The 22,421-nt window shown below is 70.4% G+C and carries 24 protein-coding genes; 13 read left to right on the forward strand and 11 right to left on the reverse strand.

Annotated elements, in window-relative coordinates; genetic code table 11:
* Positions 1-10: 10 nt before the first annotated feature.
* Positions 11-1,225: a bifunctional phosphopantothenoylcysteine decarboxylase/phosphopantothenate--cysteine ligase CoaBC gene (gene coaBC / locus FB560_RS14670; protein WP_141873277.1), complete on the reverse strand. Its 1,215-nt coding sequence runs from the start codon at positions 1,223-1,225 to the stop codon at positions 11-13.
* A 67-nt stretch (positions 1,226-1,292) separates the two neighbouring features.
* On the opposite strand from coaBC, the gene FB560_RS14675 reads away from it, so the two are divergent.
* Positions 1,293-1,994, forward strand: a complete 702-nt coding sequence (locus FB560_RS14675) for an NRDE family protein (RefSeq protein ID WP_141873278.1) — start codon at positions 1,293-1,295, stop codon at positions 1,992-1,994.
* Between the two features lie 99 nt (positions 1,995-2,093).
* Positions 2,094-3,152: a LacI family DNA-binding transcriptional regulator gene (locus tag FB560_RS14680; RefSeq protein WP_141873279.1), complete on the forward strand. Its 1,059-nt coding sequence runs from the start codon at positions 2,094-2,096 to the stop codon at positions 3,150-3,152.
* Here the strand turns inward: FB560_RS14680 and FB560_RS14685 are convergent.
* Positions 3,110-4,075, reverse strand: a complete 966-nt coding sequence (locus FB560_RS14685) for a GlxA family transcriptional regulator (protein ID WP_141873280.1) — start codon at positions 4,073-4,075, stop codon at positions 3,110-3,112. The genes FB560_RS14680 and FB560_RS14685 overlap by 43 nt on opposite strands.
* Before the next feature lie 87 nt (positions 4,076-4,162).
* On the opposite strand from FB560_RS14685, the gene FB560_RS21060 reads away from it, so the two are divergent.
* The 3 genes from FB560_RS21060 to FB560_RS14695 are packed head-to-tail and all read left to right on the forward strand — an operon-like array spanning position 4,163 to position 5,559.
* On the forward strand, positions 4,163-4,297 hold the full coding sequence (locus FB560_RS21060) for a hypothetical protein (RefSeq protein ID WP_267901914.1): 135 nt from the start codon (positions 4,163-4,165) through the stop codon (positions 4,295-4,297).
* A 9-nt stretch (positions 4,298-4,306) separates the two neighbouring features.
* Positions 4,307-4,939, forward strand: a complete 633-nt coding sequence (locus FB560_RS14690; protein WP_141873281.1) for a LysE family translocator — start codon at positions 4,307-4,309, stop codon at positions 4,937-4,939.
* A 41-nt stretch (positions 4,940-4,980) separates the two neighbouring features.
* On the forward strand, positions 4,981-5,559 hold the full coding sequence (locus FB560_RS14695) for a hypothetical protein (protein ID WP_141873282.1): 579 nt from the start codon (positions 4,981-4,983) through the stop codon (positions 5,557-5,559).
* A gap of 28 nt (positions 5,560-5,587) precedes the next feature.
* Here FB560_RS14695 and FB560_RS14700 read toward each other — a convergent pair whose 3' ends face one another.
* Together FB560_RS14700 and FB560_RS14705 are read right to left on the reverse strand one after the other, a co-directional pair.
* Positions 5,588-6,823 (reverse strand): glycosyltransferase, encoded by a 1,236-nt coding sequence (locus FB560_RS14700; RefSeq protein ID WP_141874559.1) that lies wholly within the window; start codon positions 6,821-6,823, stop codon positions 5,588-5,590.
* Positions 6,824-6,825: 2 nt separating this feature from the next.
* Positions 6,826-8,037, reverse strand: coding sequence for a glycosyltransferase (locus FB560_RS14705; RefSeq protein ID WP_141873283.1), 1,212 nt, complete (start codon positions 8,035-8,037; stop codon positions 6,826-6,828).
* 123 nt (positions 8,038-8,160) lie between these two features.
* On the opposite strand from FB560_RS14705, the gene FB560_RS14710 reads away from it, so the two are divergent.
* Genes FB560_RS14710 through FB560_RS14730 form a run of 5 tightly spaced genes read left to right on the forward strand, consistent with a single transcriptional unit; the run spans position 8,161 to position 11,428 of the window.
* Positions 8,161-8,748: a hypothetical protein gene (locus FB560_RS14710; protein WP_141873284.1), complete on the forward strand. Its 588-nt coding sequence runs from the start codon at positions 8,161-8,163 to the stop codon at positions 8,746-8,748.
* A gap of 55 nt (positions 8,749-8,803) precedes the next feature.
* Positions 8,804-9,373 (forward strand): RNA polymerase sigma factor, encoded by a 570-nt coding sequence (locus FB560_RS14715; RefSeq protein WP_211349994.1) that lies wholly within the window; start codon positions 8,804-8,806, stop codon positions 9,371-9,373.
* Entirely contained in the window at positions 9,370-10,278 is a 909-nt protein-coding gene (locus tag FB560_RS14720) for a hypothetical protein (RefSeq protein WP_141873285.1), read from the forward strand. The genes FB560_RS14715 and FB560_RS14720 overlap by 4 nt, the downstream gene beginning before the upstream one ends.
* 59 nt (positions 10,279-10,337) lie before the next feature.
* On the forward strand, positions 10,338-10,769 hold the full coding sequence (locus FB560_RS14725) for a MarR family winged helix-turn-helix transcriptional regulator (RefSeq protein ID WP_141873286.1): 432 nt from the start codon (positions 10,338-10,340) through the stop codon (positions 10,767-10,769).
* Complete coding sequence (locus FB560_RS14730) at positions 10,766-11,428, forward strand: hypothetical protein (RefSeq protein WP_141873287.1); 663 nt, start codon at positions 10,766-10,768, stop codon at positions 11,426-11,428. The genes FB560_RS14725 and FB560_RS14730 overlap by 4 nt, the downstream gene beginning before the upstream one ends.
* A gap of 26 nt (positions 11,429-11,454) precedes the next feature.
* On the opposite strand, the gene FB560_RS14735 is transcribed toward FB560_RS14730, so the two are convergent.
* Positions 11,455-11,865 (reverse strand): MmcQ/YjbR family DNA-binding protein, encoded by a 411-nt coding sequence (locus FB560_RS14735; RefSeq protein WP_170198167.1) that lies wholly within the window; start codon positions 11,863-11,865, stop codon positions 11,455-11,457.
* A gap of 42 nt (positions 11,866-11,907) precedes the next feature.
* On the opposite strand from FB560_RS14735, the gene FB560_RS14740 reads away from it, so the two are divergent.
* Together FB560_RS14740 and FB560_RS14745 are read left to right on the forward strand one after the other, a co-directional pair.
* A complete protein-coding gene (locus FB560_RS14740; protein ID WP_141873289.1) occupies positions 11,908-13,260 on the forward strand; it encodes a DUF2252 domain-containing protein in 1,353 nt (450 codons plus the stop codon).
* Between the two features lie 31 nt (positions 13,261-13,291).
* On the forward strand, positions 13,292-14,584 hold the full coding sequence (locus FB560_RS14745) for a glycoside hydrolase 5 family protein (RefSeq protein WP_141873290.1): 1,293 nt from the start codon (positions 13,292-13,294) through the stop codon (positions 14,582-14,584).
* On the opposite strand, the gene FB560_RS14750 is transcribed toward FB560_RS14745, so the two are convergent.
* From FB560_RS14750 to FB560_RS14765, 4 genes are all read right to left on the reverse strand, one after another.
* A complete protein-coding gene (locus tag FB560_RS14750) occupies positions 14,581-15,618 on the reverse strand; it encodes a LacI family DNA-binding transcriptional regulator (protein WP_141873291.1) in 1,038 nt (345 codons plus the stop codon). The two genes, FB560_RS14745 and FB560_RS14750, sit on opposite strands and share 4 nt — an antisense overlap.
* A 67-nt stretch (positions 15,619-15,685) precedes the next feature.
* Positions 15,686-17,317, reverse strand: coding sequence for a fucose isomerase (locus FB560_RS14755; RefSeq protein WP_170198168.1), 1,632 nt, complete (start codon positions 17,315-17,317; stop codon positions 15,686-15,688).
* Positions 17,314-18,879 carry an FGGY-family carbohydrate kinase gene (locus FB560_RS14760; protein WP_141873292.1) on the reverse strand — a complete coding sequence of 522 codons (1,566 nt, stop codon included), beginning with the start codon at positions 18,877-18,879 and terminating at the stop codon, positions 17,314-17,316. Before FB560_RS14760 ends, FB560_RS14755 begins: the two co-directional genes overlap by 4 nt.
* A 103-nt stretch (positions 18,880-18,982) precedes the next feature.
* The gene (locus FB560_RS14765) at positions 18,983-19,969 is read right to left on the reverse strand and encodes a LacI family DNA-binding transcriptional regulator (RefSeq protein WP_141873293.1); all 987 of its coding nucleotides are present in this window, start codon (positions 19,967-19,969) and stop codon (positions 18,983-18,985) included.
* 89 nt (positions 19,970-20,058) lie between these two features.
* On the opposite strand from FB560_RS14765, the gene FB560_RS14770 reads away from it, so the two are divergent.
* Entirely contained in the window at positions 20,059-20,649 is a 591-nt protein-coding gene (locus FB560_RS14770) for a hypothetical protein (RefSeq protein WP_141873294.1), read from the forward strand.
* A gap of 24 nt (positions 20,650-20,673) precedes the next feature.
* On the opposite strand, the gene FB560_RS14775 is transcribed toward FB560_RS14770, so the two are convergent.
* Positions 20,674-21,594: a dihydrodipicolinate synthase family protein gene (locus FB560_RS14775; RefSeq protein WP_141873295.1), complete on the reverse strand. Its 921-nt coding sequence runs from the start codon at positions 21,592-21,594 to the stop codon at positions 20,674-20,676.
* Positions 21,588-22,421: an SDR family oxidoreductase gene (locus FB560_RS14780; RefSeq protein WP_141873296.1), complete on the reverse strand. Its 834-nt coding sequence runs from the start codon at positions 22,419-22,421 to the stop codon at positions 21,588-21,590. The genes FB560_RS14775 and FB560_RS14780 overlap by 7 nt, the downstream gene beginning before the upstream one ends.

Consider the following 22,421-nt stretch of genomic DNA (forward strand, 5'->3'; position numbering starts at 1 on the left):
GCCCTCCGGATCAGCGCGCGGCCAGCACCGAATTCCAGATCGCGCCCGCGACCTGGCGTTTTGTTCCGGATGACGTCGCCACCACCGCGCCGTCGACACCGATGACCTCGACCGCGTTCTCCGCCCGCTCGAAGCCGTGCTCGGCATCGGCGAGGTTCACCGCGAGCAGGTCGACACCCTTGCGCTCACGCTTGCGCCGCGCGCGCTCCCGGCGCTGCTCGGCGTCACGCAGGGTCTCCGCTGCGAACGCGACGATGGTCTGCCCATCCGGCGCGTGCCCGTCAGCTCGGGTTACGGCGAGCGCAGCGACGACGTCCTCGTTCTCGACGAGGTCGATGCGCGTGAGCACACCCTCCTCCTTCGTGAGCTTGTGGTCAGAGGCCACCGCCGGTCGGTAGTCCGCGACGGCCGCCGCCATGATCACGACATCGGCGGTGGCTGCGGCATCCTTCATCGCGGTCGAGAGCTCCGCGGCGGTGCCGACGTCGAGCACACGGATCGAGGGGTGGGTGGCGGCGGCGCGGACGGCGGGATCGATGTGCGCGGCGACGAGCACGACCTCCGCCCCGCGGGCTGCCGCCTCGGCGGCGAGCGCGACCCCCTGCCGTCCGCTGGAGCGATTGCCGAGGAAGCGCACCGGATCGATCGGCTCCCGAGTGCCGCCGGCGGAGATGGCCACGCGGAGGCCGGCGAGATCCTGCAGGGCCGCCACCGCCAAGGCCGCGGCGACGATCTCCTCGGGCTCCGACATCCGTCCTGGACCGGTGTCACCGCCGGCGAGCTCCCCCTCGTCGGGGCCGACGACGTGCACGCCCCGCGCACGGAGGGTCGCGATGTTCGCCTGCGTGGCCGGATGCCGCCACATCTCGGTGTGCATGGCGGGGGCGATGACGACGGGGGCGAGCGTGGCCAGCAGTGTCGTGCCGAGCAGATCGCTCGCGAGTCCCGCGGTCATCGACGCGATCGTGTTCGCGGTCGCCGGAGCCACGATCACCAGTTCCGCCGCCTGCCCGATCGCGACGTGACGCACCTTGGCGACATCGTCGTGCACGCTCGTGGTGACCGGATGCCTGCTGATCGCCTCCCACGTGGGCAGTCCGACGAAGCGCAGCGCGTCTTCCGTCGGCACCACGGTCACGTCATGACCGGCCTTCGTGAGCAGGCGCACCAGGTGCACGGACTTGTAGGCGGCGATGCCACCGGTGACTCCGACGACGATGTTCACGTTTCGATTCTGCCGCAGCGAGGTGACCCCCGGGGCCGTCACCTGCGAGCGCTCCTAGACTGAAACCGTGTGCACAGTCGTGATCGATGTCGAGGATGCCGGATCCGCACGACTGCTCGCGGTGCGCGACGAGGATCCGCAGCGCGAGTGGGACGGACTCGGCCCGTGGTGGCCGGAGCAGTATCCCGGCGTCAGCGGCATCCGCGACCGTCGCGCGGGCGGCGCCTGGCTCGCCGTGAACGCCGCCGAGCGCCGACTGGCCGTGCTGCTCAACCGCGCCGATGTGGGAGACCTGACGGATGACCGCGCGGTCTCCCGCGGCTCCCTCGCGCTCGAGTCCGTCGCAGGCCGCTCGCCGGAAGGCCCGCTCCCGATGCACGGGTTCAACCTGCTCGAGGTGCGGCCCGAGGGCGCACGGGTGCTCTCGTGGGATGGCGCGACGCTGCGCGAGACGCCGGTCGACGCCGGAACCCACATGATCGCGCACGACGATCTGGACGATGACGCGACGCCGCGCATCCACGCCTGGCTGCCGCGCTTCCGGGCGCTCGGTCCCGCCGCGGCGAGTGCCGAGTGGGCGGAGGAGTGGATCGCGCTGCTGGCCGAGGCCGCCGCCCTCTCCCCCGAAGACGACAGGGCGATCATCCGCGACAACCGCCCGCACGGCTACCCCACGCAGTCGCTGCTGTACTGCGTGGCGTCGGTCACGGGAGAGGGCGTCGAAGTGCACGATCGCGCGCTCCCCTCGCCCGCGCACTGGAACGCCTGATCGCCCCGGGGATCCGCTCGGTCGCCTCCGCCGCGACTGCGTAGTCATCCGCGGTTCCCGTCCGTCTACGATGGGAGTTCCGGACGGAAGAGGGAGACCATGCCGCCCAGATCGCGGGGAGTGACGAGCATCGACGTCGCCAAGGCAGCAGGCGTGTCGCAGACCACCGTGTCTCGCATCGTCAACGGCCACGAGGGGGTGTCGGAGCGCGTCAGGACCAAGGTCGAGAACGCCATCCAACAGCTCGGATACCGACCGAACCTCAGTGCGCGCAGCCTGGTCACCAGCCGCACGCACACGATCGGCGTCGTGCTCGGCGACCCGCGCAACAGCTACTACGCGGAGCTGCTGCACACGATCAGCGATGAGCTCACGAGGGCCGGCTACCGCGCACTCATCCTCAGCGGACGCGCCGACACCACGGAGGACCTGGCCAGGACGCTGTGGGAGACCAACGTCGACGCCGTGATCCTGACGACCACCCTGCTGCCGGCGGATGACGAGGGCCGCATCGTCTCGCTCGGCGTGCCTTCCGTCACGATGGGTCCGGGTACCGCCCCGGAGACGGCGACGATCTCGCCGGACAACCTGGAGGGCGGCCGGATCGCCGGACGCCACCTGGTCTCGCTCGGACACCGGCGCATCGGGGTGATCGCGGGGCCGTTGGGCGCAGCCTCCGTGCGCGACCGCCACGACGGCTTCCTGCAGGAACTGGCCGCAGCGGATGTCGCCTTCGACGACGATCTGCTCGAGGTCGCGGACCTCGACTACACCCGCGCCTTCGAGGCGACCACCCGCCTGCTGCAGCGCGCCAATCCGCCCACCGCCCTGTTCTGCCACAACGACCTCGTCGCGTTCGGCGCGATGAACGCCGCGAAGGCACTCGGCGTCGGGGTGCCGGAGGAGGTGTCGATCCTGGGCTTCGACGACGTGGCGATGTCTTCGTGGGAAGCGTTCGATCTCACGACCGTGCGCCAGCCGATCCTCGAGATGGCGCGTGGCGCGGTCGAGATGACGCTGGCCCTGCTCGACGAACCCGAGCAGGAGCGCGCGCACCTCGTGCTGCCCTGCACCCTGGTCGAGCGGTCGACGACGCGCGCGCTGACCGGTCCCCGTCAGGCCGCGGACTCCTCGGCGCAGGAGAAGCGGGCGCGGTAGGCCGTCGGGGTGAGGCCGAGCACACGGCCGAAGTTCTGCCGCAGCACGGCCGCAGAGCCGAAGCCGCACTCGTCGGCGATGTGCTCGAGCGGCATATCGGTGCGCTCCAGCAGCCGCTGGGCGTGGATGATGCGCTGGCGCGCGAGCCACGCCGCCGGGGTCGCACCGTACTCCGCCTTGAAGCGGCGGGCGAAGGTGCGCGGCGACATCAGCGCTCTGGCCGCGAGCTGATCGACGCCGAGGTCATCCCGCAGGTGCGCGACGGCCCAGTCGGCCACCGCCGCGAGCGAATCGCTCGGCACCACCGGGATGGGGCGGTCGATGAACTGCGCCTGACCGCCGTCGCGCTGCGGGGGCACGACCATGCGGCGAGCGATGCGGTTGGTGATCTCCGCGCCCACCTCCTGGCGGAGCAGGTGCAGGCAGGCGTCGATGCCGGCGGCGGTGCCGGCGCTCGTGATGATCTTGTCGTCCTGCACGTACAGGACGTCCGCGTCGATGTCGATCTGCGGGTACATCTGCGCCATGACGTCGGAGTACATCCAGTGCGTGGTCGCCCGGCGCCCGTCGAGCACGCCCGCGGCGGCCAGGATGAACGATCCGCTGCAGACGCTCATGACCCACGCACCACGGGCGACGGCGGCGCGGGCGACGTCGAGCAGCAGGGGGTCGATCCGGTCCCAGTACGCGCGCGGTATCGGGCAGAACACCACCAGATCGGCCTCGGCGGCGAACGAGAGGTCGTGCTCCACGTTCACCGAGAAGCCCATCTTGGACTCGACGACGCCGGGCCTGGGTGCCACGACGCGGAAGTCGAAGTTCGGCACTCCGTCATCCGATCGATCGAGCCCGAAGGCCTCGCACGCCACTCCGAACTCGAACGGGGCGAACCCGTCCTGGATGATGCAGGCGACCGTCTTCATACGCGCTCCCGAGGTTGGCAGTTTTCACACGATAGCAGTCATTTCTGCCACTCGTGGCCGATCGGCATCGATCGTAGCGTTTCTGCCATGATACTCCTCATCGCACTCGCCGCCCTCGCGGTCTGGGCAGCCATCGCCACCCTCGTCGAACTCCGCCGCGACGGATATCGAGCCACCCCCACGGACTGGAGCAGGGTCTTGGACCAGGATCGCCGGGTGTAACGTCGGCTCATGATCCCGTTCGACAGCCTGGTCGCCTTCGTCATCGCCTCTGTCGTGATCATCGTCATCCCCGGGCCCAGCGTGCTGTTCGTGATCGGCCGCTCCCTCGCGCTCGGTCGTCGCGCCGGAGTGCTGAGCGTCGTCGGCAACGCACTGGGCACACTGCCCGCCGTTCTGGCGGTGGCTTTCGGCGTCGGCGCCATCGTCGCCTCCTCCGTCGCCGCTTTCACCGTCATCAAGATCGTCGGCGCGGCCTACCTGGTGTGGCTCGGCGTCCAGGCGATCCGTCACCGCCACGATCACCGGACCGCAGCAGCACAGGTGCCCGCTTCTGCCGGGAAGCTCCTGCGTGAGGGCTTCATCGTGGGCGTCACGAATCCCAAGACCATCGCCTTCTTCGTCGCGGTGCTCCCCCAGTTCGTCACCCCGTCCGCGGGCCCGGTCTGGGCACAACTCCTGCTGCTCGGCCTGATCTTCCCGACCCTTGCGCTGGTGTGCGACAGCGTGTGGGCGCTCGCCGCCGGCACGGCCCGCACGTGGTTCGCGCGCTCACCGCGGCGTATGTCGACACTGTCCGGCACGGGCGGCGTGATGATGATCGGGCTCGGCGGCACGCTCGCGTTCACCGGCGCGAAGAACTGACGCCCCTCACCCTGCTCCGCAGCGGGACTACGCTCGACGTCATGAGCGAGCCGCAGCAGCCCCCTGTTCCGCCGTCCGCACAGCAGAGCACGACTCCGCCCGCCCCGCCTGCTGCCTCCCCGCTCTCTGCGCAGCCTCAGTACCCGGCATCCGGACAGCATCCGGCGACACCTCAGTACCCGGCCGCACCTCAGTACCCGGCCGCACCTCAGTACTCGGCAGCACCGCAATACCCGGCAGCACCTCAGCACCCGGCCGGACCGCAGTACCCGGCCGCCGCACAGCACCCGGCCGCCACACCCGTCCCGGCGCCACGCACGGGGAACGCGCTCGGCCGCGTCGCGCTCATCGTGGCGGTGCTCTCGGCGGGGATGCGATTGCTGACCTCGCTGCTCTACCCGCTCGTCTACCCCGGGGCCGATTGGACGATCGCCGTCTTCACCGCGGGCTCCACCGGAGTCGCGCTCCTGGGCTACATCACGGCGCTCGTGCTCGGAGTGATCGCCGCCCGTCGCCCGGGGCCGCACCTCTGGGCAGGCATCGCGATCGGACTCTCCGCGGCCTACCTCATCACACTCATGATCGAGTGGGCCTCGTCGACGCTCTACCGCTTCTTCTGACGGGGTTCGCCCCCCTGACGCACGACGCTCAGCGCGCGGTGGCGAGCACCCGGTCGTAGACCTCGACCATCGCCGCGGTGCGCGACGACTGGCGGAACCCCTCGACCACGGCGGGCACCGGCGTCGGTGCCACGCCGGCGGCGATGTCGGCCGCCGCGTCGCGTAGCGTGCGCGCGAGAGCCGCGATCCGCTGCGCTTCCTGCTCACGTGAGCCCGGCGCCGCCGAGGACTCCGCCACCGCCCAGAGCCCGCCGCCGAGCTCTGCCGCGATGTCGGGGTCGCAGACGACCGAGGGGGTGCCGAGCGTCGCCGCCTCGAACGGCGTCATCCCCTGCGTCTCGAAGCCGATGGAGGTCTGCACGAGCGCGTCGGCGGCCGCGATGCGCGCCAGCGTCTGCGGATACGTGAGCCGTCCGGAGAACCGCACGTGCGGCCGACCGGCGACGATCTTCTCTGCCGCAGCGCGCTGCGCGCCACCGCCGATGATCTCCAGTTCGGCATCCGCTCCCGAGGCGACGAACGCCTCGAGGAAGGGGAGCAGCCGCTTCTCCGGGCTCATCCGCCCGAGCCAGACGAAGCGGGGGCGTCCGGGCTCGCGCTCGGCCGGCGCCGCCGCGAGCGTGGCATCACGCACCTCGTCGTCGATGCCGTTCCAGATGACGTCGACCGGCGTGAACACGTCATGCTCCTCGAGCCTCCGTGCGAAGTGGGTGGAGGGCGCGGTGACCGCCGAGGCACCGGCCGCGAGTCCGCGCAGGAACGCCCAGCCGTCTGTGCCGGACACCGGAGCGCCGATGCCGCGCAGGGCCGCTCGCCGCCAGAGGTTGAGCACGGCGAGGACCGGCCGGTGCAGCGGGGTGACGGCGGCGATGCCGACGTCGACGCGGTTGTGCATGGTGTGCACCACGGGGATGCCGTGACGCGCAGCGTAGCGATGACCGATGTAGGCGCCCCAGAAGTCCGCCTGCACGTGCACGATGTCGACCGGCGGGCGGTGCGTCATGGCCCGGTCGAGGAAGCGGTCGGTCGCCCGTCCCGGCCAGCTCATCGAGTACTCGCGGTCGGTCGTGATCGGCATCGACGGCAGGTCCACGTTCCCCGCCGGTCGGGTCGACGGCGCCGCCGCGCGAGGCCCGTGCATCCTCGGCGCCACGACGGTCACGGTGTGGCCGGCGCGCTCCAGGAACTCCCGCTGCAGCCGCATCGACACCTGCGCCCCGCCGAGCGAGTCGAGGTGCTGATCGCCGAAGAAGACGATGTGCATCGTCACTCGGGCAGGGGCTCGTCGCGGTACAGCGCCTCGAAGGTGTCGAGCGTGCGGTTGATGTCGTGGATCGCCACCCCGTCGAGAGAGGCCTGCTGCATCCGCTCGAACTCGGCGGGCTCCGCAGTCAGCACATCCGTCAATCGGGCGGCGAGCGCGTCCGCGTCACCGGGAGGGAACAGGTAGCCGTTCTCGCCGTCGTGCACGAGGTGCGGCAGGGCGACGGCATCCGCCGCGACGATCGGCAGCGCGGAGGCCATGGCCTCCATGGTCGCGATCGACTGCAGCTCGGCGATCGAGGCGATCACGAACAGGCTCGCGCGCGACAGCAGGGCGCGGAGTTCCTCATCGGTCGTGCGACCGTGGAAGGTCACACGGTCGGCGAGTCCGAGCTTCATCGAGAGGGATTCGAGCTGCTTGCGCTGGTCGCCCCCGCCGACGATGTCGAAGGTCGCGCCGAGCGCGGGATCGAGCTTGGTCATCGCCTGCAGGATGACCTCGACCTGCTTCTCGGCCGTGAGCCGACCGACGAAGATGATGCGGTTCTGCTCACGCGACCCGAGCACCGGCGTGTACTGCGAGGCGTCGATGCCGCAGCTGACCGGCACGACGCCGGAGACGTCGATGGAGCTCTCGAGGAAGTCCGCCGCACGGCGCGTGGGGGTCGTGATCGCACGGGTGAGGTCGAAGGTGCGCTTGGCGTCGCCCCAGGCCCACTTCAGGATGCGGTCGTCGACGAACTTCGGGAACGTGCTGTGGTCGAGGATGTTCTCGGCCATCACATGGTTCGTCGCGATCACCGGGATGCCGCGTTCGTGCGCGATGTACGCCAGGCCGCGGCCGATGACGATGTGGGACTGGATGTGCACGACATCCGGCTTGACCTGATCCAGGATCTGGCGGGCGTAGTGCTTGGTACGCCACGGCCACACGAAGCGCAGCCAGTCGTGCGGGGGCCAGCGCACCGACGGCAGACGATGCAGTGTCATCGGCTCGCCCTCGATCACCTCGGTGTGCGGCTGGGCGCGGCGGTAGGCCTGGTTGGGCGCCACGACGTGCACGTCGTGGCCGCGCTGCACGAGCCCGGCGGCGAGGCGCTCGGCGAAGCGCGCGGCGCCGTTGATGTCGGGCGCGAAAGTGTCGCAGCCGATCAGGATGCGCAACGGTCGCTGCCCGGTCTCGGGAGCACTCGGATCGGAGGAGGAAGAAGACATGCTGCCTTACGGTACGGCGGCCAAGGAAAGCCCTGGTCGGGGCGTGGCCACTCTACCGGAGGGGTCTGCACGCGCGGCCCAGGCGTACCGGCATCCTCCAGGCTGACCCTCTAGCGTGGAGTCATGCGACTGACTGCCGACGCCGATCCCGCTCTGTGGATTCCCGTGACGGATTCGCTCGGGTGGCGAGGACGTCGCCACCGCAAGGCGGCGATCCGGATGCTGCTGGGCCAGGCCAACTCGGCTCTCGGCGCGACAGAGCGCCCCGGCTCGCGCTTCGGCGCCTGGGCGATGAGCCAGGCTGCCCCCTTCATGATGCGCCAGGCCGACGGCCGGGTGCTGGTGTGGACCTGGAAGGCGGAGCCGGAGCTCATCGTCGCCATGGCGACCGCGCAGCTGCTCACCCCGGACGTGCGCATCGCCCGCGCATCGATGCCGATGGACTACGACGACACCGTCTCGTTCCCCAACCGCCTCGGCGTCGGCGAGAAGCTGGTCGTGCCGGTGCCGGAGTCGCCGTCGGCACCGCCGTTCGCGACCTACACCTGGGACACGGGCACGCACCTGGTGACCGTCACCGCCGTGTGCAGCGACCGCGAGCGCTTCGGCACCGTGATCGGCGCACTCGACGAACTGGCACGCAGCATCCGCATCGCGGACGACCTCACCGGGGGCGAGTCCCCCGACGTGCTGCGGCTCCCGCCCGCCTGAGCCGATCGATTCACCGAGCGTGTGACCTTCGCGCAGCCTGCGGACATTATGAAGTGTGGAAGCGCTCGATGATCAGGCCCTGTGGCAGCGTCTCGTCGCGGGCGATGCGCACGCATTCGGCACCGTGTGGGACCGGCACCGCGACCGCGTCTTCCGCCACCTGATCGCTGCCGGCAACTCTCCGTCCGACGCCGAGGACCTCACCGCGGCGGCGTTCCTGGAGCTGTGGCGCCGCCGCGCGGCTGTGCGCTTCGTCGAGGGTTCGCTGCTCCCCTGGCTCCTGGTCACGGCTCAGAACGTGCATCGCAACGCCAGCAGGGCACGCCGTCGCTACCGGAGCTTCCTCGACCGGCTGCCCCACCCGGAGCCCGAGCCGGATCCGGCGGAGCTGATCGCCGAACGTGACAGTCCTCGCGCACGCCAGGTGCGGGCCGTGCTGTCGACCTCGCGCGCGCAGGACCGGCACCTGGCCGTGCTGACCACTCTCGAGGGCTTCACCGTCCGCGAGGCCGCGGCGGCGATCGGCATCAGCGAGTCGGCCGCCAAGATGCGCCTCTCCCGCCTGCGCGCCCGACTGTCGCAGGCTCTGCTCGATCCCGCCCGCACGGAAGGAACCCCCTCATGACCCTCCCTCCCTCCTCCGAGCCGTTCGCCTCGTTCTCCGGCGAGCGCTCGGCGGCGATCCGGAACCAGCTCATCGACACCGCGGCGCGGGCGCGGGCGCCACGACGACGTCCGATGTGGGCGATCGCGCTCGTGGTCGCCGGCGCCCTGGCGGGGGCAGGAGTGTCGACCGCGGCTTTCGCGGCCTCCGGGACGTTCACCCCGAACACGCCGGCAGCAGGTCGGGAACTCCCCGCCGCCACCGACGACGGCACCGGTGCCGCGATCACGGCCCCACCGGGCACCGCCCCGGGCAGCCCTGTGATCTCGCTGATCGGGAAGACGCAGAGCCTGCTGATCGATGCCCCGACGGAACTCTCGCTCGCGGATCGCCCAGGCGACGCGACCCATGTGCGCGTCACCCTGACGGCCGTGTCCGCCGCCTCGGTGTCGTGGGGGACCGATGCGGGCGGCAACAATCCGAGCGCCTCGTTCGACGCCGCCGATGTCGGCCGGGCGAGCGCGGTCACCTGGTACGACTTCCCTCTGGACGACACGACGACGACGTTCTTCTTCGACGTCGACGCGGACGGCGCGGTGACGGCGACCATGCAGTACCTGCGGCAGGTGCCGACCCATCTGGCCGTGAACGCGCGCGGCGAGACCTACGGCGTCGAGGGCGGACCGGATGGCACGCCCGACCTCATCTCGGTCGGGGGCGTCGCTCCGGACGGCTCATCGGTGGAAGGGTACGCCAGGAACACCGACCTGAACGCGTTCTCTCCGGATCACACGGAGCTGCCGTCGAATCCCGCGGAGGCGCTGGCGTGGCAGGAGGAGCGTGCGGAGAAGTATCCGAACGGCTGGGACGTCGACGTCTACGACAGCGACGGCGTCACCGTGATCGGGAGCTTCCACATCGGCTGAGCAGCCCGTCTCGTCCGCCACATCGTGAAGTTAGGTAACTATGTAGTAGCATCACGGATATGGAACCTCTTCTTCTCGACCGCCTGCTCCTGATCGGCGAGCTGTTCCAGAAGGACATGGCGCGCGCTTTCGACGGCACCGGACTCACCACCGCCCGCGTGCATCTGCTGTGGGTGCTGCAGCATGCCGGTCCCTCGACGCAGCAGTCGCTGTCGGCCCTGTGCGAGGTCACTCCGCGCAACATCACCGGGCTCGTGGACGCGCTGGAGCAGTCAGGACATGTCCGCCGCACTCCGCACCCCACCGATCGCCGCGCGGTTCTCGTCGAGCTGACCGACGATGCCGCCGCGACCATGCGCGGGATGCAGGCGGACCACACCCAGCTCAATGCCGAGCTCCTCGAGGCCGTCGCCCCCGCCGATCGTGCGGCCGTCGAGCGGGGTGTCGCCGCGATCGCCGCACACCTCGAGAAGCTGGTCGCCGAGGCATGAGCACCGAGACCCGCCCCGACCCCACGGCGCCGGCGTCGCGCAGCGCCCGAGTGCGCAGCATGCTCCATCGCGCCCTGACCTCCGAGGTCAGGGGCTACGCCAGCATCGGTCGCGCGATCGCCCGCCGCCCGGCGATCCCGCAGGGCGGTACCGGCCTCGGATATCACCGCCCCGTGCTGACGATCCTGATCGTCTTCATCGCGCTGTCCGCCGTCGAGATCCCGATCCTCGACCTGATCGTGCACCCGTGGCCCGCGGTGCGGATCCCGATCCTGATCCTCGGCATCTGGGGCCTGACCTGGATGGTGGGGTTGCTCTGCGCCATGATCATGCGCCCGCACACGGTCGGCCCTGACGGCATCCGGGTGCGCAGCGGGCTCGAGATCGATGTGGCCCTGGCGTGGGATGACATCGCCTCGATCGCGATCGACCGACGCGTGGACGAGCCCAAGACGCCGCGCATCACGGGCACGGAGTACGCCGAGCGGATGCAGGACGAGACGAACATCGAGATCGAGCTGGAGCGGCCGGTGACGATCCGGCTCCCCGGTCTCGCCCCACGCGGCGGTGCGCACGAGGTCACCCGTGTGCGCCTCTGGACCGACGAGCCGCGCGCCTACCTCGACGCCGCCCGACCGTTCCTCACCGCTGCGGCCTGACGATCCGGCAGGCTCCGCCAGCACCCTCAGTCGAGTCCGCGCTCCGCGAGCCACTCCCGCGCGACCTTCGCCGGGGCCCGCACGAGCCAGGCATCGGCGATGATCTCGGCCAGGCGGTCGCGCTCCACGGCGTCCAGCCGCACGAGCAGCCCCGGGTAGCCGTCGAAGTGCGGAATCGTGAGCAGCGCCTCGGGTTCGGCGGCGAGCAGCGCCTCCTTCTCCTCCAGGCCGCTCACGCGCACCGCCAGCACGGGACCAGCGGGCCAGGAGCGTCCGAGCTCGGTGAGCTGCCGCGCGTCCGTCGCGCTCGGACCGCGCATCCACGCGAACTGTCCGTTCTTCAGCCGCCACGCCGGCTCCCCGGTGTGCCCGCTCACACTCTCCACCGCGCCGGGGAGCGCGAGGGCGATCTCCCGCACGTCGTCGATGCCCGCCATCCCGACATCGTCCCGCACCCGCGCACCTGCCACAATGACCCCATGAACTCCGAGTGGGCCGCACCGGCCTCGCACCGCGACCTCCTCGACCGCGGCATCGCCGCCCGCAAACGCACGCCCCGCCGGGCCCTGGCCGAGCTGGCCGGCGGCACGCGTGATCCGCTCGGGATCCTCACCGCGCAGAATCGCGATCGCATCCCCGAGCTGGTCCCGTTGCGGGCCGAACGGATGGCGGTGAGTCCTTTCACGTTCTACCGGGGAACAGCGGCGCTGATGGCCGCGGACCTCGCGGACGCCCCGCACAGCGGCATCCTGGTCGCCTCCTGCGGAGACGCGCACGTGTCGAACTTCGGGTTCTACGCCTCGGCCGAGCGCAGCCTGATGTTCGACCTCAACGACTTCGACGAGGCCGCGTGGGCACCCTGGGAGTGGGACGTCAAGCGACTCGTCGCCAGCATCGTCGTCGGGGGTCAGGCGTCGGGGCGCGCAGATGACGTGATCGATGAGGCGGTGCGAGGGGCGGTCGCCGCCTACGCCCGCGGGATCGCGCGCGCCTCGGAGCTGAGCCCCACCGCACGGTACTTCACGCACTTCAGCGTCGCCTCGGCCCGCGGCCTGCTCGACAAGGCGTCGCAGAAGGTGATCCGCGGCGCCGTCAAGCAGGCCGAGCGCCGCACCGGCGAACGCGCAGTGCGGCGCCTCACGGAGGTGGATGCCACGGCTCGGCGGCGCTTCGTCCCCCAGGCGCCCACCACGACCCCGGTCGGCGCGGAGGTGCACGCCCTGGTCCACGACCTCGTCGCGCAGTACCGCGGCACCGCCAGCGCCGACATCGCCCTGCTCTTCGAGCACTTCACCGTCAGCGACATCGCCCGACGCGTCGTCGGCGTGGGCAGCGTGGGCACCCGCTGCTACCTCGTGCTGTTCCAGGACGGCGAGGGCAACACCCTGTTGATGCAGCCGAAGCAGGCGTCCCGCAGCGTGCTCGAGGAGTACGGCCGGATCGTGCAGCCACCCGCCTTGCAGGAGGTGATCGACGCATCCGGCGAGGGCGCGCGCGTCACGTCGATGCAGCGCATCCTGCAGGCTCTCTCGGATCCGTTCCTGGGACACCTGCGCGGCCCGAACGCGGACTTCTACGTGCGGCAGTTCCACGACATGAAGGGGAGCATCGACGTCGAGGAGCTCGAAGACGGCCCCTTCGTCACCTACGCGCAGGCGTGCGCCGCGACGATCGCGCGGGCGCACAGCCAGTCCGTGACGGCATCCGAAGTGGCCGGCTACATCGGCAGCGGACGCGTGGTCGGGCAGGCGCTGCTCGACTGGGCACGCGCATACGCCGAGGTCTCGCTCGCCGACTATCGGGCGTTCCTGGCCGCATCCGGCACACCGTGACGCTCCCGAACTAAATCGGTATAGTGTCCGCATGGACGCCCCTCTGCGCTTCGGCGCCAACTACACCCCGCGCTCGCAGTGGATGCATGCCTGGATGTCGCTCGACCTCGATGAGGTCCGTCGTGACTTCGGTGCCCTCGCCGAGCTCGGCCTCGACCACCTGCGCATCTTCCCCCTGTGGACGGTGCTGCAGCCGAACCGCACGCTGATCCGCGCGGAGGCCGTCGACGACGTGCGCGCCGTGGTCGACGTCGCCGCCGAGTTCGGGCTCGATGCGAGCGTCGATGTGATCCAGGGTCACCTGTCGAGCTTCGACTTCATCCCCTCGTGGCTGTTCACCTGGCACGACAAGAACATGTTCACGCACCCGGATGCGCTCAGCGGCCAGGCCGAGCTGGTCACCCGTCTGGGCGAGCGCCTGGGCGATGCCTCCAACTTCCTCGGCTTCACGCTGGGCAACGAGACCAACCAGTTCTCGGCGCAGACCCACCCCTCCCCCTGGCCGGTCACCGAAGCCGAAGCCGCGAACTGGATCACGACGCTGCTCGACGCGGCGCACGCCTCGGCTCCTGCCCAGCAGCACGTGCACAGCGAGTACGACGCGGCCTGGTACATGGACGGCCACGGCTTCACGCCCGCGCTCGCCTCCCGCCTGGGCGACGTCACCACCGTGCACTCCTGGATCTTCAACGGCACCGCGCAGCGCTACGGCGGCCGCTCGGTCGCCTCCGACCGCCACGCCGAGTACATGATCGAGCTCGCCCGCGCCTTCTCCACCGACCCGGACAAGCCCATCTGGCTGCAGGAGGTCGGCGCCCCGTCCAACTGTCTGACGCCCGAGCAGACGCCCGACTTCCTCGAGGCCACGCTGCGCTCGGTCGCACGCACCGACAACCTGTGGGGCGTCACGTGGTGGTGCTCGCACGACGTCAGCCGCAGCCTCGCCGACTTCCCCGAGCTCGAGTACACGCTCGGGCTGGTCGACCAGAACGGCGAGGCGAAGCCGATCGGCCGCCGCTTCGCGGAGCTGATCCCCGAGCTGCGCGAGCGTCAGCCGGCACCCCCGCGTCCGCTCGGCATCGTGGTCGAGGTCGATGAGGCCGAGACGCCGATCAGCCGCGGGGCGATGAGCCCGGGCGGCGCGATCTTCCAGGCCTGGGTCGATGCGTGCGAGGCCGGGGCCGACCCGGCGTTCGTGACGTCACGGGATGCCGCGAACCCCGACGTGCTCGCCGCGCGCGGCATCACCGAGCTCGTGCGCCCCGCCGTCGAGCCCTGGAACTACGCCTCGCAGAACACGGTGGTCGAACACCGAGCGGTCTAGCGCGGGCTAGACCGGCGGGGCGCCGCCGTGCTGTCGCGCACCGTGAGCTGCGGCACTGCGGCGGCGCGGTCGGGCAGCACCTCGGACGACTCGATCTGCGCGAGCAGGAAAGCGGCGGCATCCGCTCCGAGCCCGAAGGTGTCGCGCGTGGCGCTCGTGATCGACGGATGCACGAGAGCCGCGACGACCGAGTCGTCGAACGACGCGAGTGACAGATCCTGCGGCACCGGCACACCTCGCTCCTGAGCGGTGCGCAGACCGGCGATCGCCATCACGTCGTTGTCGAACACGACGGCCGTCGGGGGTGCAGCGCCGTCGAGCAGGCGGTGAAGGGCGGCGGATGCCGCGGCCGGAGAGGAGTCGGTCGGGATGACGGCACCGGCGACCCCGTGATCCGCGAGCGCTGTGAGCTCCACAGCGCGCAGGCGGGTGTGCTGGAACTCCTCCGGCCCCGCCACGTACGCGATGGACCGGTGGCCGAGCCCCGCGAGATGGTCGAACAGGTCGCGGGCGACCTGGCGGTCGTCGATCCAGAGCGTGGCCGGTTCGTGTCCACGCGAGGCGACGCTGCCGATCACGACCGCCGGGAGCCCGAGCTCTCGCAGCGCCGACAGACGCGGATCGCCCTCACGCGGGTCGATCACGATCACGCCGTCGACCTGGTGCGCACGGCGCCAGCGGCGATAGGTCGCCACCTCCTCCTCGACCGAGGAGACGAGCACGGTCTGCAGGGCGATGCGCGGCGGCGCGAGAGTGGACTGCACCCCGGCGATCAGATCCGTGAAGAACGTCTCGGCTCCGAGCGTGCGGGCGGGGCGGTTCACCGCGAAGCCGATGACTCCCGCCCTGGCTCCGGTGAGCGCTCGGGCGGTCGAGCTGGGCAGCCAGTCGTGCTCCTCGGCGATCGCGAGGATGCGCTGGCGCGTCTGCTCGCTCACCCCGGGGCGGCCGTTCAAGGCGAACGACACCGCCCCGGGTGAGACGCCGGCCAGGCGCGCGATATCCGTGATCGTCACGCGCTTCACCGGGGGCATCCCCTCACTGTAGCGAGCAGGCAGCGAGCGGATTCCCCCGGTCCGACGGGGATGCGTGGCCGAGCTCTCAGACGGCGACGTCTCCCACCAGGTTGACCTTGATGCCCATGCCGGCGAACATCGCGGCCTTCGCGATCAGGGCCTTGTCGGCGGTCTCGGCGTCGGGCGCGTAGACCGTCTGCGCGTGGTTGGCCTTGTGGCGGGCCATGAACTGGTCGCGCGAGATGCCGTGCAGCACCACGTGCGCGATCGGCCACTCCGGGTTCGTCGCATCCTTCCGGCGCTGGGTCTCCTCGGCGGGCAGCTCCACGACCGAGGCGCGGAAGATGTCGGCCTGCAGGATGCCGTCGGCGATGAAGACACGCGAGAGCACGAGCTCACCGGGCTTGGAGACGCCGTTGATCGTGGCACCACCCGCCGGGAAGAACACGTGGCCCTGACGCCATCCCTCGGCGTTCTGCCATCCGCCCAGGTGCGAGGCCGGGACAGAGCCCGAGATCTCGTAGACCCACACGAACTGTCCGTCGAAGTCCTCGCCCCAGCGCACATCGTGCAGCGTGTTGTCGGGCACCAGGCCCATGGCACGCCACACGCGGTCCGTGACGAGCGCGTCGACCGCGACGCCCTCATCGGCCTCGTTGAAGTGCGGGAAGGCCCGCCCCTCGTGCAGCACGCGCGAGCCGTCGCGCGAGGTCACGGGCGGGCGCTCGGTGGAGTTCAGGATGCCCTCGGCCAGGTCGGATGCCGGCACCAGATCCTTCAGACCCTGTTGGTACTGGATGCCGACCGCGTCGAGGCCGAAGTCGTCGGCGATGCGGAGAGCGGCGATGTACATCTTCAGCTGCCACTGCACCTGCTCGCGCGTGAGCTCGGTGGCGGCGTCCTCGCCGTACTGGAAGGTCATGCCCGCATCGATCAGCCAGTCGTAGGCGGCATCCGCCTCGTCCTCGCCGACGTTCAGCATCTCGGCATACAGCGCCGACTGCGACAGACGCTCCTTGTAGATGCCGGTCTTGTTGAGCAGCTCGTCGTCGAAGATCGCGTTGTACATGCCCATGCAGCCCTCGTCGAAGACTCCGATGATGGCCTTCTCCGCGAGGAGCTCGGCGGCGAGCGCCTCACCCAGCTGCTTCTCGGGGCTGTCGGGCAGTTCGGGCAGGGCGCGCACATGCGAGGCGTCGTGCGTGATGGCGCCGGTCTCGGTCCACTCCTTGATGCCGTTGCGGAACCACTCGTCACTGAAGTCCACCGACCAGATGGATGCGTAGGGCTTGTCCATCTTCGTGAGTCCGGCGTTCAGACCGAGCAGCCCGACGAGTCCGGGCCAGTCGCCCGCGAAGTTCGCGACCGTGAGGATCGGACCCTCGTGCGTGCGCAGACCCGCGAGCACGTGGTGCGAGTACTGCCACACGGCCTCGGCGACGATGAGCGGGGCGTCGACGGGGATGTTCTTGAAGACCTCGAGGCCCATCCGCTGGCTCGAGATGAAGCCGTGTCCGGTCTCGGGGTCGACGTCGTTGGCACGGATGACCGTCCAGCCGAGATCGTTGAAGACCCCGGTGACACCGGCCTCGAGCTCGACCTGCACGGGCCAGCCGCCGGTGTTGGCCGCCTCGCGCAGGTCGCCTGAGGCGATCAGGTACGCGGTCTTCGGTGCGGATGCCGGACGGGGTGCCGGTGTGGGCAGGGTGTAGGTCATGATTCCTCCGATGTGGAAATGGTGGATGAGGTCGTGGGGCGGGTGTGAGCCGCGGAGCCTGTCGAAGCGCGCTGATCGGCGGCGAGTTCGTGCACGACGTCCGCCGTGGCCGCGTACAGGCGCACGTACCGGTCGAACAGGGTGTCGTAGGTCGGGCGCAGTGCGGCGTCCGGGGTGATCGTCTGCGCGACAGGGTTCCAGTCGGTGATGAGCGGCGCTTCCCCGTCTGCGGCGATCGCGGTGGCCGCGAGGAACGCGGCGCCGTAGCTCGCGCCGATGGTCGTGGCCGGCACCTCCTGGACGAGGCCGGTCACGTCGGAGACGATCTGGAGCCAGAGCTGACCCTGGGTTCCCCCGCCGACCGCGACGATGCGGCGGATGTCGGCACCGGCGGCACGCATGGTCTCGACGTTGTGGCGCACGCCCAGCGCCGTCGCCTCGAGCGCCGCGCGATACAGGTCGCCCCGGCCGTGCTCGAGCGTCAGGCCGGCGATGACACCGCGGGCGTCGGGATCCTGGATCGGAGTCCGTTCTCCGGCGAAGTACGGCAGCATCAGCAGGCCGCGAGCGCCCGGGCCTGCTGCCTCGGCCTCGGCGAGCAGCTGCGGATAGTCGGCATCCGTCAGGTCCTTGAGCCAGGCGGTCAGCGCGCCGGAGGTCGAGAGCCCACCGGCGAGGTTCCGCGTGCCGGGGAACGCGCCGGCCGTGGTCCACATCGACGGCGTGCGCAGCGTCTCCGCGCCGGTCGCCACGCTGTTCGTGAAGACCATGAACATGGTCGTGCCGTACATGAGCATGAGGTCGCCGACCTCGTGCGCGCCGACGCTGACCGCCTCGGTCCAGGCGTCGATCGTGCCGGTGATCACCGGGGTGCCCGCGGCCAGGCCGGTGCGTGCTGCCGCGTCGTCGGTGACGGAACCCGCGATCTCCCCGGCCCAGGCGAGCGACGGCTGCGCGATGGTCGCGGCGTACTGCTCCCAGAACGGGTCGTGCCACTGCTCGTTCTCGATGTCGTAGAGCGGCGAGACCTGGCTGGCCGACTGGTGGTCGAGCACGTAGGCGCCGGTGAGCTTGCGGGCGAGCCACGATGCGGGCATGAACAGCCGGCGCGCGCGGGCCCAGGAATCCGGCTCCTCGTCGGCGACCCAGGCGATCTTCGGGCCTCCGGCCTGCGAGGTCAGGGTCGAGCCGCCGACACGGGTGATCTCGGCGGTCCCGAGCTCAGCGGTCATCCGTTCGATCTGCGCGCCGGCGCGGGTGTCGACGCCGTAGAGGATCGCGGGGCGCACCGGCTCGTCGTCCTCGTCGGCGAGCAGCACGCACGGCCCCATCCCGCTCACTCCGACCGCGACCACCTCGGCGTCGGGGTGGACGCTCAGCAGTTCGCGGGCGATCGAGACGAACTCGTCCCACCAGATCGCGGCATCCATCTCGACCCAGCCGGTGCGGGGCCGGGAGACGTCGTGCGCGCGGGTGGCCGAGGCGAGGATCGCACCGTCGGCGGCGACCAGCACGCCCTTGGTGCTCGACGTGCCGACATCCACTCCGAGAGTGCATCGCATGGCGTCCTCCTTGATCGCGCTGGCCTTCCGAAAGCGTAGCTGAAATCGATTTCATGACGCAAGTGCGGATGCGCGGGGCAGAAGATCCGGAGAGGGCCCCGGCTCAGACGCGCACGGCGCTGGCGTGCTGCACGTCGCCGCGCAGCACCACGGTGCGCGCGGGCTGGGCGTCTCCGCCGATGCGCTCGAGCAGCATGCGGGCCGCTGTCACGCCCATGTGCCTGGCGGGCAGGCGCACCATCGTGACGGCGGTGGGAGAGAGCGTGGTGAACGGCAGCGAGCCGACCACGGCCACCCCGATCTGCGGCGGAGTGAGCCCCCGCTCGGTGAGCACCTGGATCGCCCCGACCCCGATGAGGTTGTTGCCGGCGACGACGGCGTCGGGCGGCTCGGGAAGAGCCAGCAGCTCCTCCATCGCGGCGCGGGCCCCGTCGACGCGGAAGGTCGCGAAGCGCTGCAGCGCACCGATGTCGGTCTGCGTCTCTGCGGCAGCGAGCGCGGCCCGCCACCCGGCGGCACGATCGGCCGCGGTGTCGATGTCCTCAGGGCCGCCGATGTACGCGATGCGCCGGTATCCGGCCTCGATCAGCGACTCGGTCGCCGCGATGCCCGCCGCGCGGTTCGCGATCACGACGCCGTCGACGTCGTAACGCGTGGCGCGGTCCACGGCCACGACGGGGCGACCGGTGGAGAGGATGCTGTCCAGACTCGTCGTCTCGGATGCCGTCGCGATGATCACGCCCGACATGTGCTCGGCGATCGCGATCTGCAGGTACGTCGCCTCCTTCTCGGTCTGCGAGTCGGAGTTGCACAACACGACCGAGTATCCGGCCTCGGAGGCCACATCCTCGACCCCGCGCGCCATCTCCGTGAAGTACGGGTTCTCGATGTCGGGGATGACGAGGGCGATGACCTCGGAGCTCTGCGTGCGCAGCGAACGCGCCGTGCGGTTCGGGGTGAAGTTCAGATCGGCAGCGGCTTTGCGCACCGCGGCGACCTTCTCGGCCGAGACGCTGGTGCCGTTGAACACCCGTGAGACCGTCGCCGGCGAGACGCCCGCTCGTTCCGCGACATCGTAGATCGTCGTCATGGGCACTCACTGTAACCGATTTCAGCACGTTCTCGGCCGAGGAGACCCTGCCAGGCAACAGCGGGCATCGGATCTGACATGCTGGAAGCATGGAACCGGAGTCGCACGCATCACAGGGCGACACCGACGCACGACTGGCGAGAGCACGGGACTCCGTGACGTCCTCGGCGATCCAGATCAAGAACGCCCTGGGCAGCATCCTCGCACTCATCGGCACGCCGCCCCCGGCGAATCAGCCGCTGTGGCGACGAGTCGACGTCTTCGCACGGACGGACCTCAAGGACCTCCTCCGCGCCGACGCTCAGACGGACATCGCCGACTGCCTCCGCGTGCTCGTGTCCCTCCACAATCGACTCACCGATGCGCGATGGGAGATCTCGACGGCGCGTGATTCCGCGGGCCGCGACATCCTCACGGGTCGGGGCAGCGGCATCACCACCACCACGACGACCACGACGACGACCACCACCGAGTCGATCGAACTCCTCGCCGAGGTCTTCACCACCGTCGCCGACGCCCTCACGTCCCTCGACACCCGCTTGACCGCGCAGACCGTGTTCACGGCACCGATCCCGATCTCGATGCGCGCGTACGTCCGTGAGATCCAGGCCAGCACCGCCCGCATCTCCGCCCACCCGGACCCGGCCTGGACGTGGGAGTCGCACCTCGACGCGAACTGACCGCCACACGAGCGTCAGCTCGGATCAGGCGGCGGCATCCTCCTCCGCCGTGACGGCGATGTGCTCCTGCAACCGGGCGAACACCGAATCCAGGCGCGTGCGCCCGTCGTCGTCGAGGGCGGGCAGCGGTGCGCGGCAGTCCCCCAGAGGTACGGACAGACGACCGCCGAGGTACTTGGCCGCGCCGAAGACGCCGACCTCGACCATGCCCTCGACCGTGTCGTTGATGCGCACCTGCACCGCGCGTGCTCCGGCGAGATCGCCCTGTGCGAAGCGGCGGCGGAGCGAGAGGAACAACTCGATCTGCAGGCTCACCGTGGTGCCGATCGCTCCGCGGGCGCCGATCGAGAGAGCCGGCAGGTAGAACTCGTCGAAGCCGTTCACGAGCGTGAGATGCGGGTAGCGGCGGATGATGCGCTCGGCCCCGTACAGGTTGCGCGAGGTGTGCTTGACGCCGACCACCTGCGGCAGGGCGAGCAGTTCGTCGAAGCCGCCCTCCGAGATGTCGCGCCCGGTGAACTGGGGGATGTTGTAGAGCACGAAGGGCAGGTCGACCGCGTCGATCACGGAGCGGAAGTGCCGCACCACATCGGGGGTCGAGTAGCCGTAGTAGAGCGGCGGGATCATCGAGATCGCCCCGACTCCCGCGTCCTTCGCGGCGGTCGCGATGCGGATCGCCTCTCCGGTCGACATCGCGCCGACGTGCGACACGACGGGCACGCGTCCCGCCGCCGCGGCGACCGCCGTCTCGGCGACCGCGATGCGCTCGGCCTCGGAGAGCAGCACGCCCTCCCCCGACGACCCGCACACGTAGAGCCCTTCGACCCCGCGGCGGATGTCGCTGTCGAGCATCGCGGAGAGCGCGGTGTGATCGATGCTCTCGTCGGCGCGCATCGGGGTGACTGCGGCCGTGAAGAGGCGTTCTCCCAGGACGTCGGTCACCATGCGGTCCACCCGCCGTCGACGACCACATTGGATCCGGTCATGTACGCCGAGGCGTCGGAGGCGAGGAACACCAGGGCCCCGTTGTACTCGTCGGCCTCGGCCATGCGGCCGATCGGCATGCGCTCGATGTAGTTCGCCTGGAACTTCGCGTCCTGCGTGTCACGGCGCACACCCGACGGGGTGAGCGTGTTGACGCGGATGCCGGCACGACCCCAGTACGTGGCGCAGTACCGGGTGAGGTTGTACAGGCCCGACTTGGCCGCGGAGTACGCGACCGGCTTGATGAAGGGGATGCCGGTGTCCTCGGCCTTGTAGGCGTAGATGTCCTGCACCGGAGAGACCATGCCGTAGATCGACCCCACATTCACGATCGACCCTCCGACGCCGGCATCCCGCATCCGACGACCCGCGGCCTGCGTGACGAGGAAGGTCCCGACGAGGTTGGTGTCGACGACTTCGCGGAACACCTCGACGGGGAACTCCTCGAACGGTCCGGAGACCTCGGGCGGGGCGCTGGGCTGCGTGTCGAGTCCGGCGTTGTTCACGACCACGGTCGGCACGCCCCAGGTCGCGAGCACCCGGTCGAAGCCGGCATCCACGCTCGCCTGGTCGGTGATGTCCATCGCGACCGCGAGCAGCCGACCGTCCGGGTCGTCCAGCCCGAGCCGGGCGGCGGGGTCGGTCACCTCACTGCGGGAGGTGACGGCGACGCGCGCGCCGCGTTCGTGCAGCGAGCGGACGAACTCCGCGCCGATCTGGCCGAAGCCGCCGGTCACGACCACCACCTTGTCTCGCACGGAGAACAGCGGATCGAGTACTTCAGACAT

The sequence above is a fragment of the Microbacterium saperdae genome (assembly GCF_006716345.1).
Lineage (GTDB): Bacteria > Actinomycetota > Actinomycetes > Actinomycetales > Microbacteriaceae > Microbacterium > Microbacterium saperdae.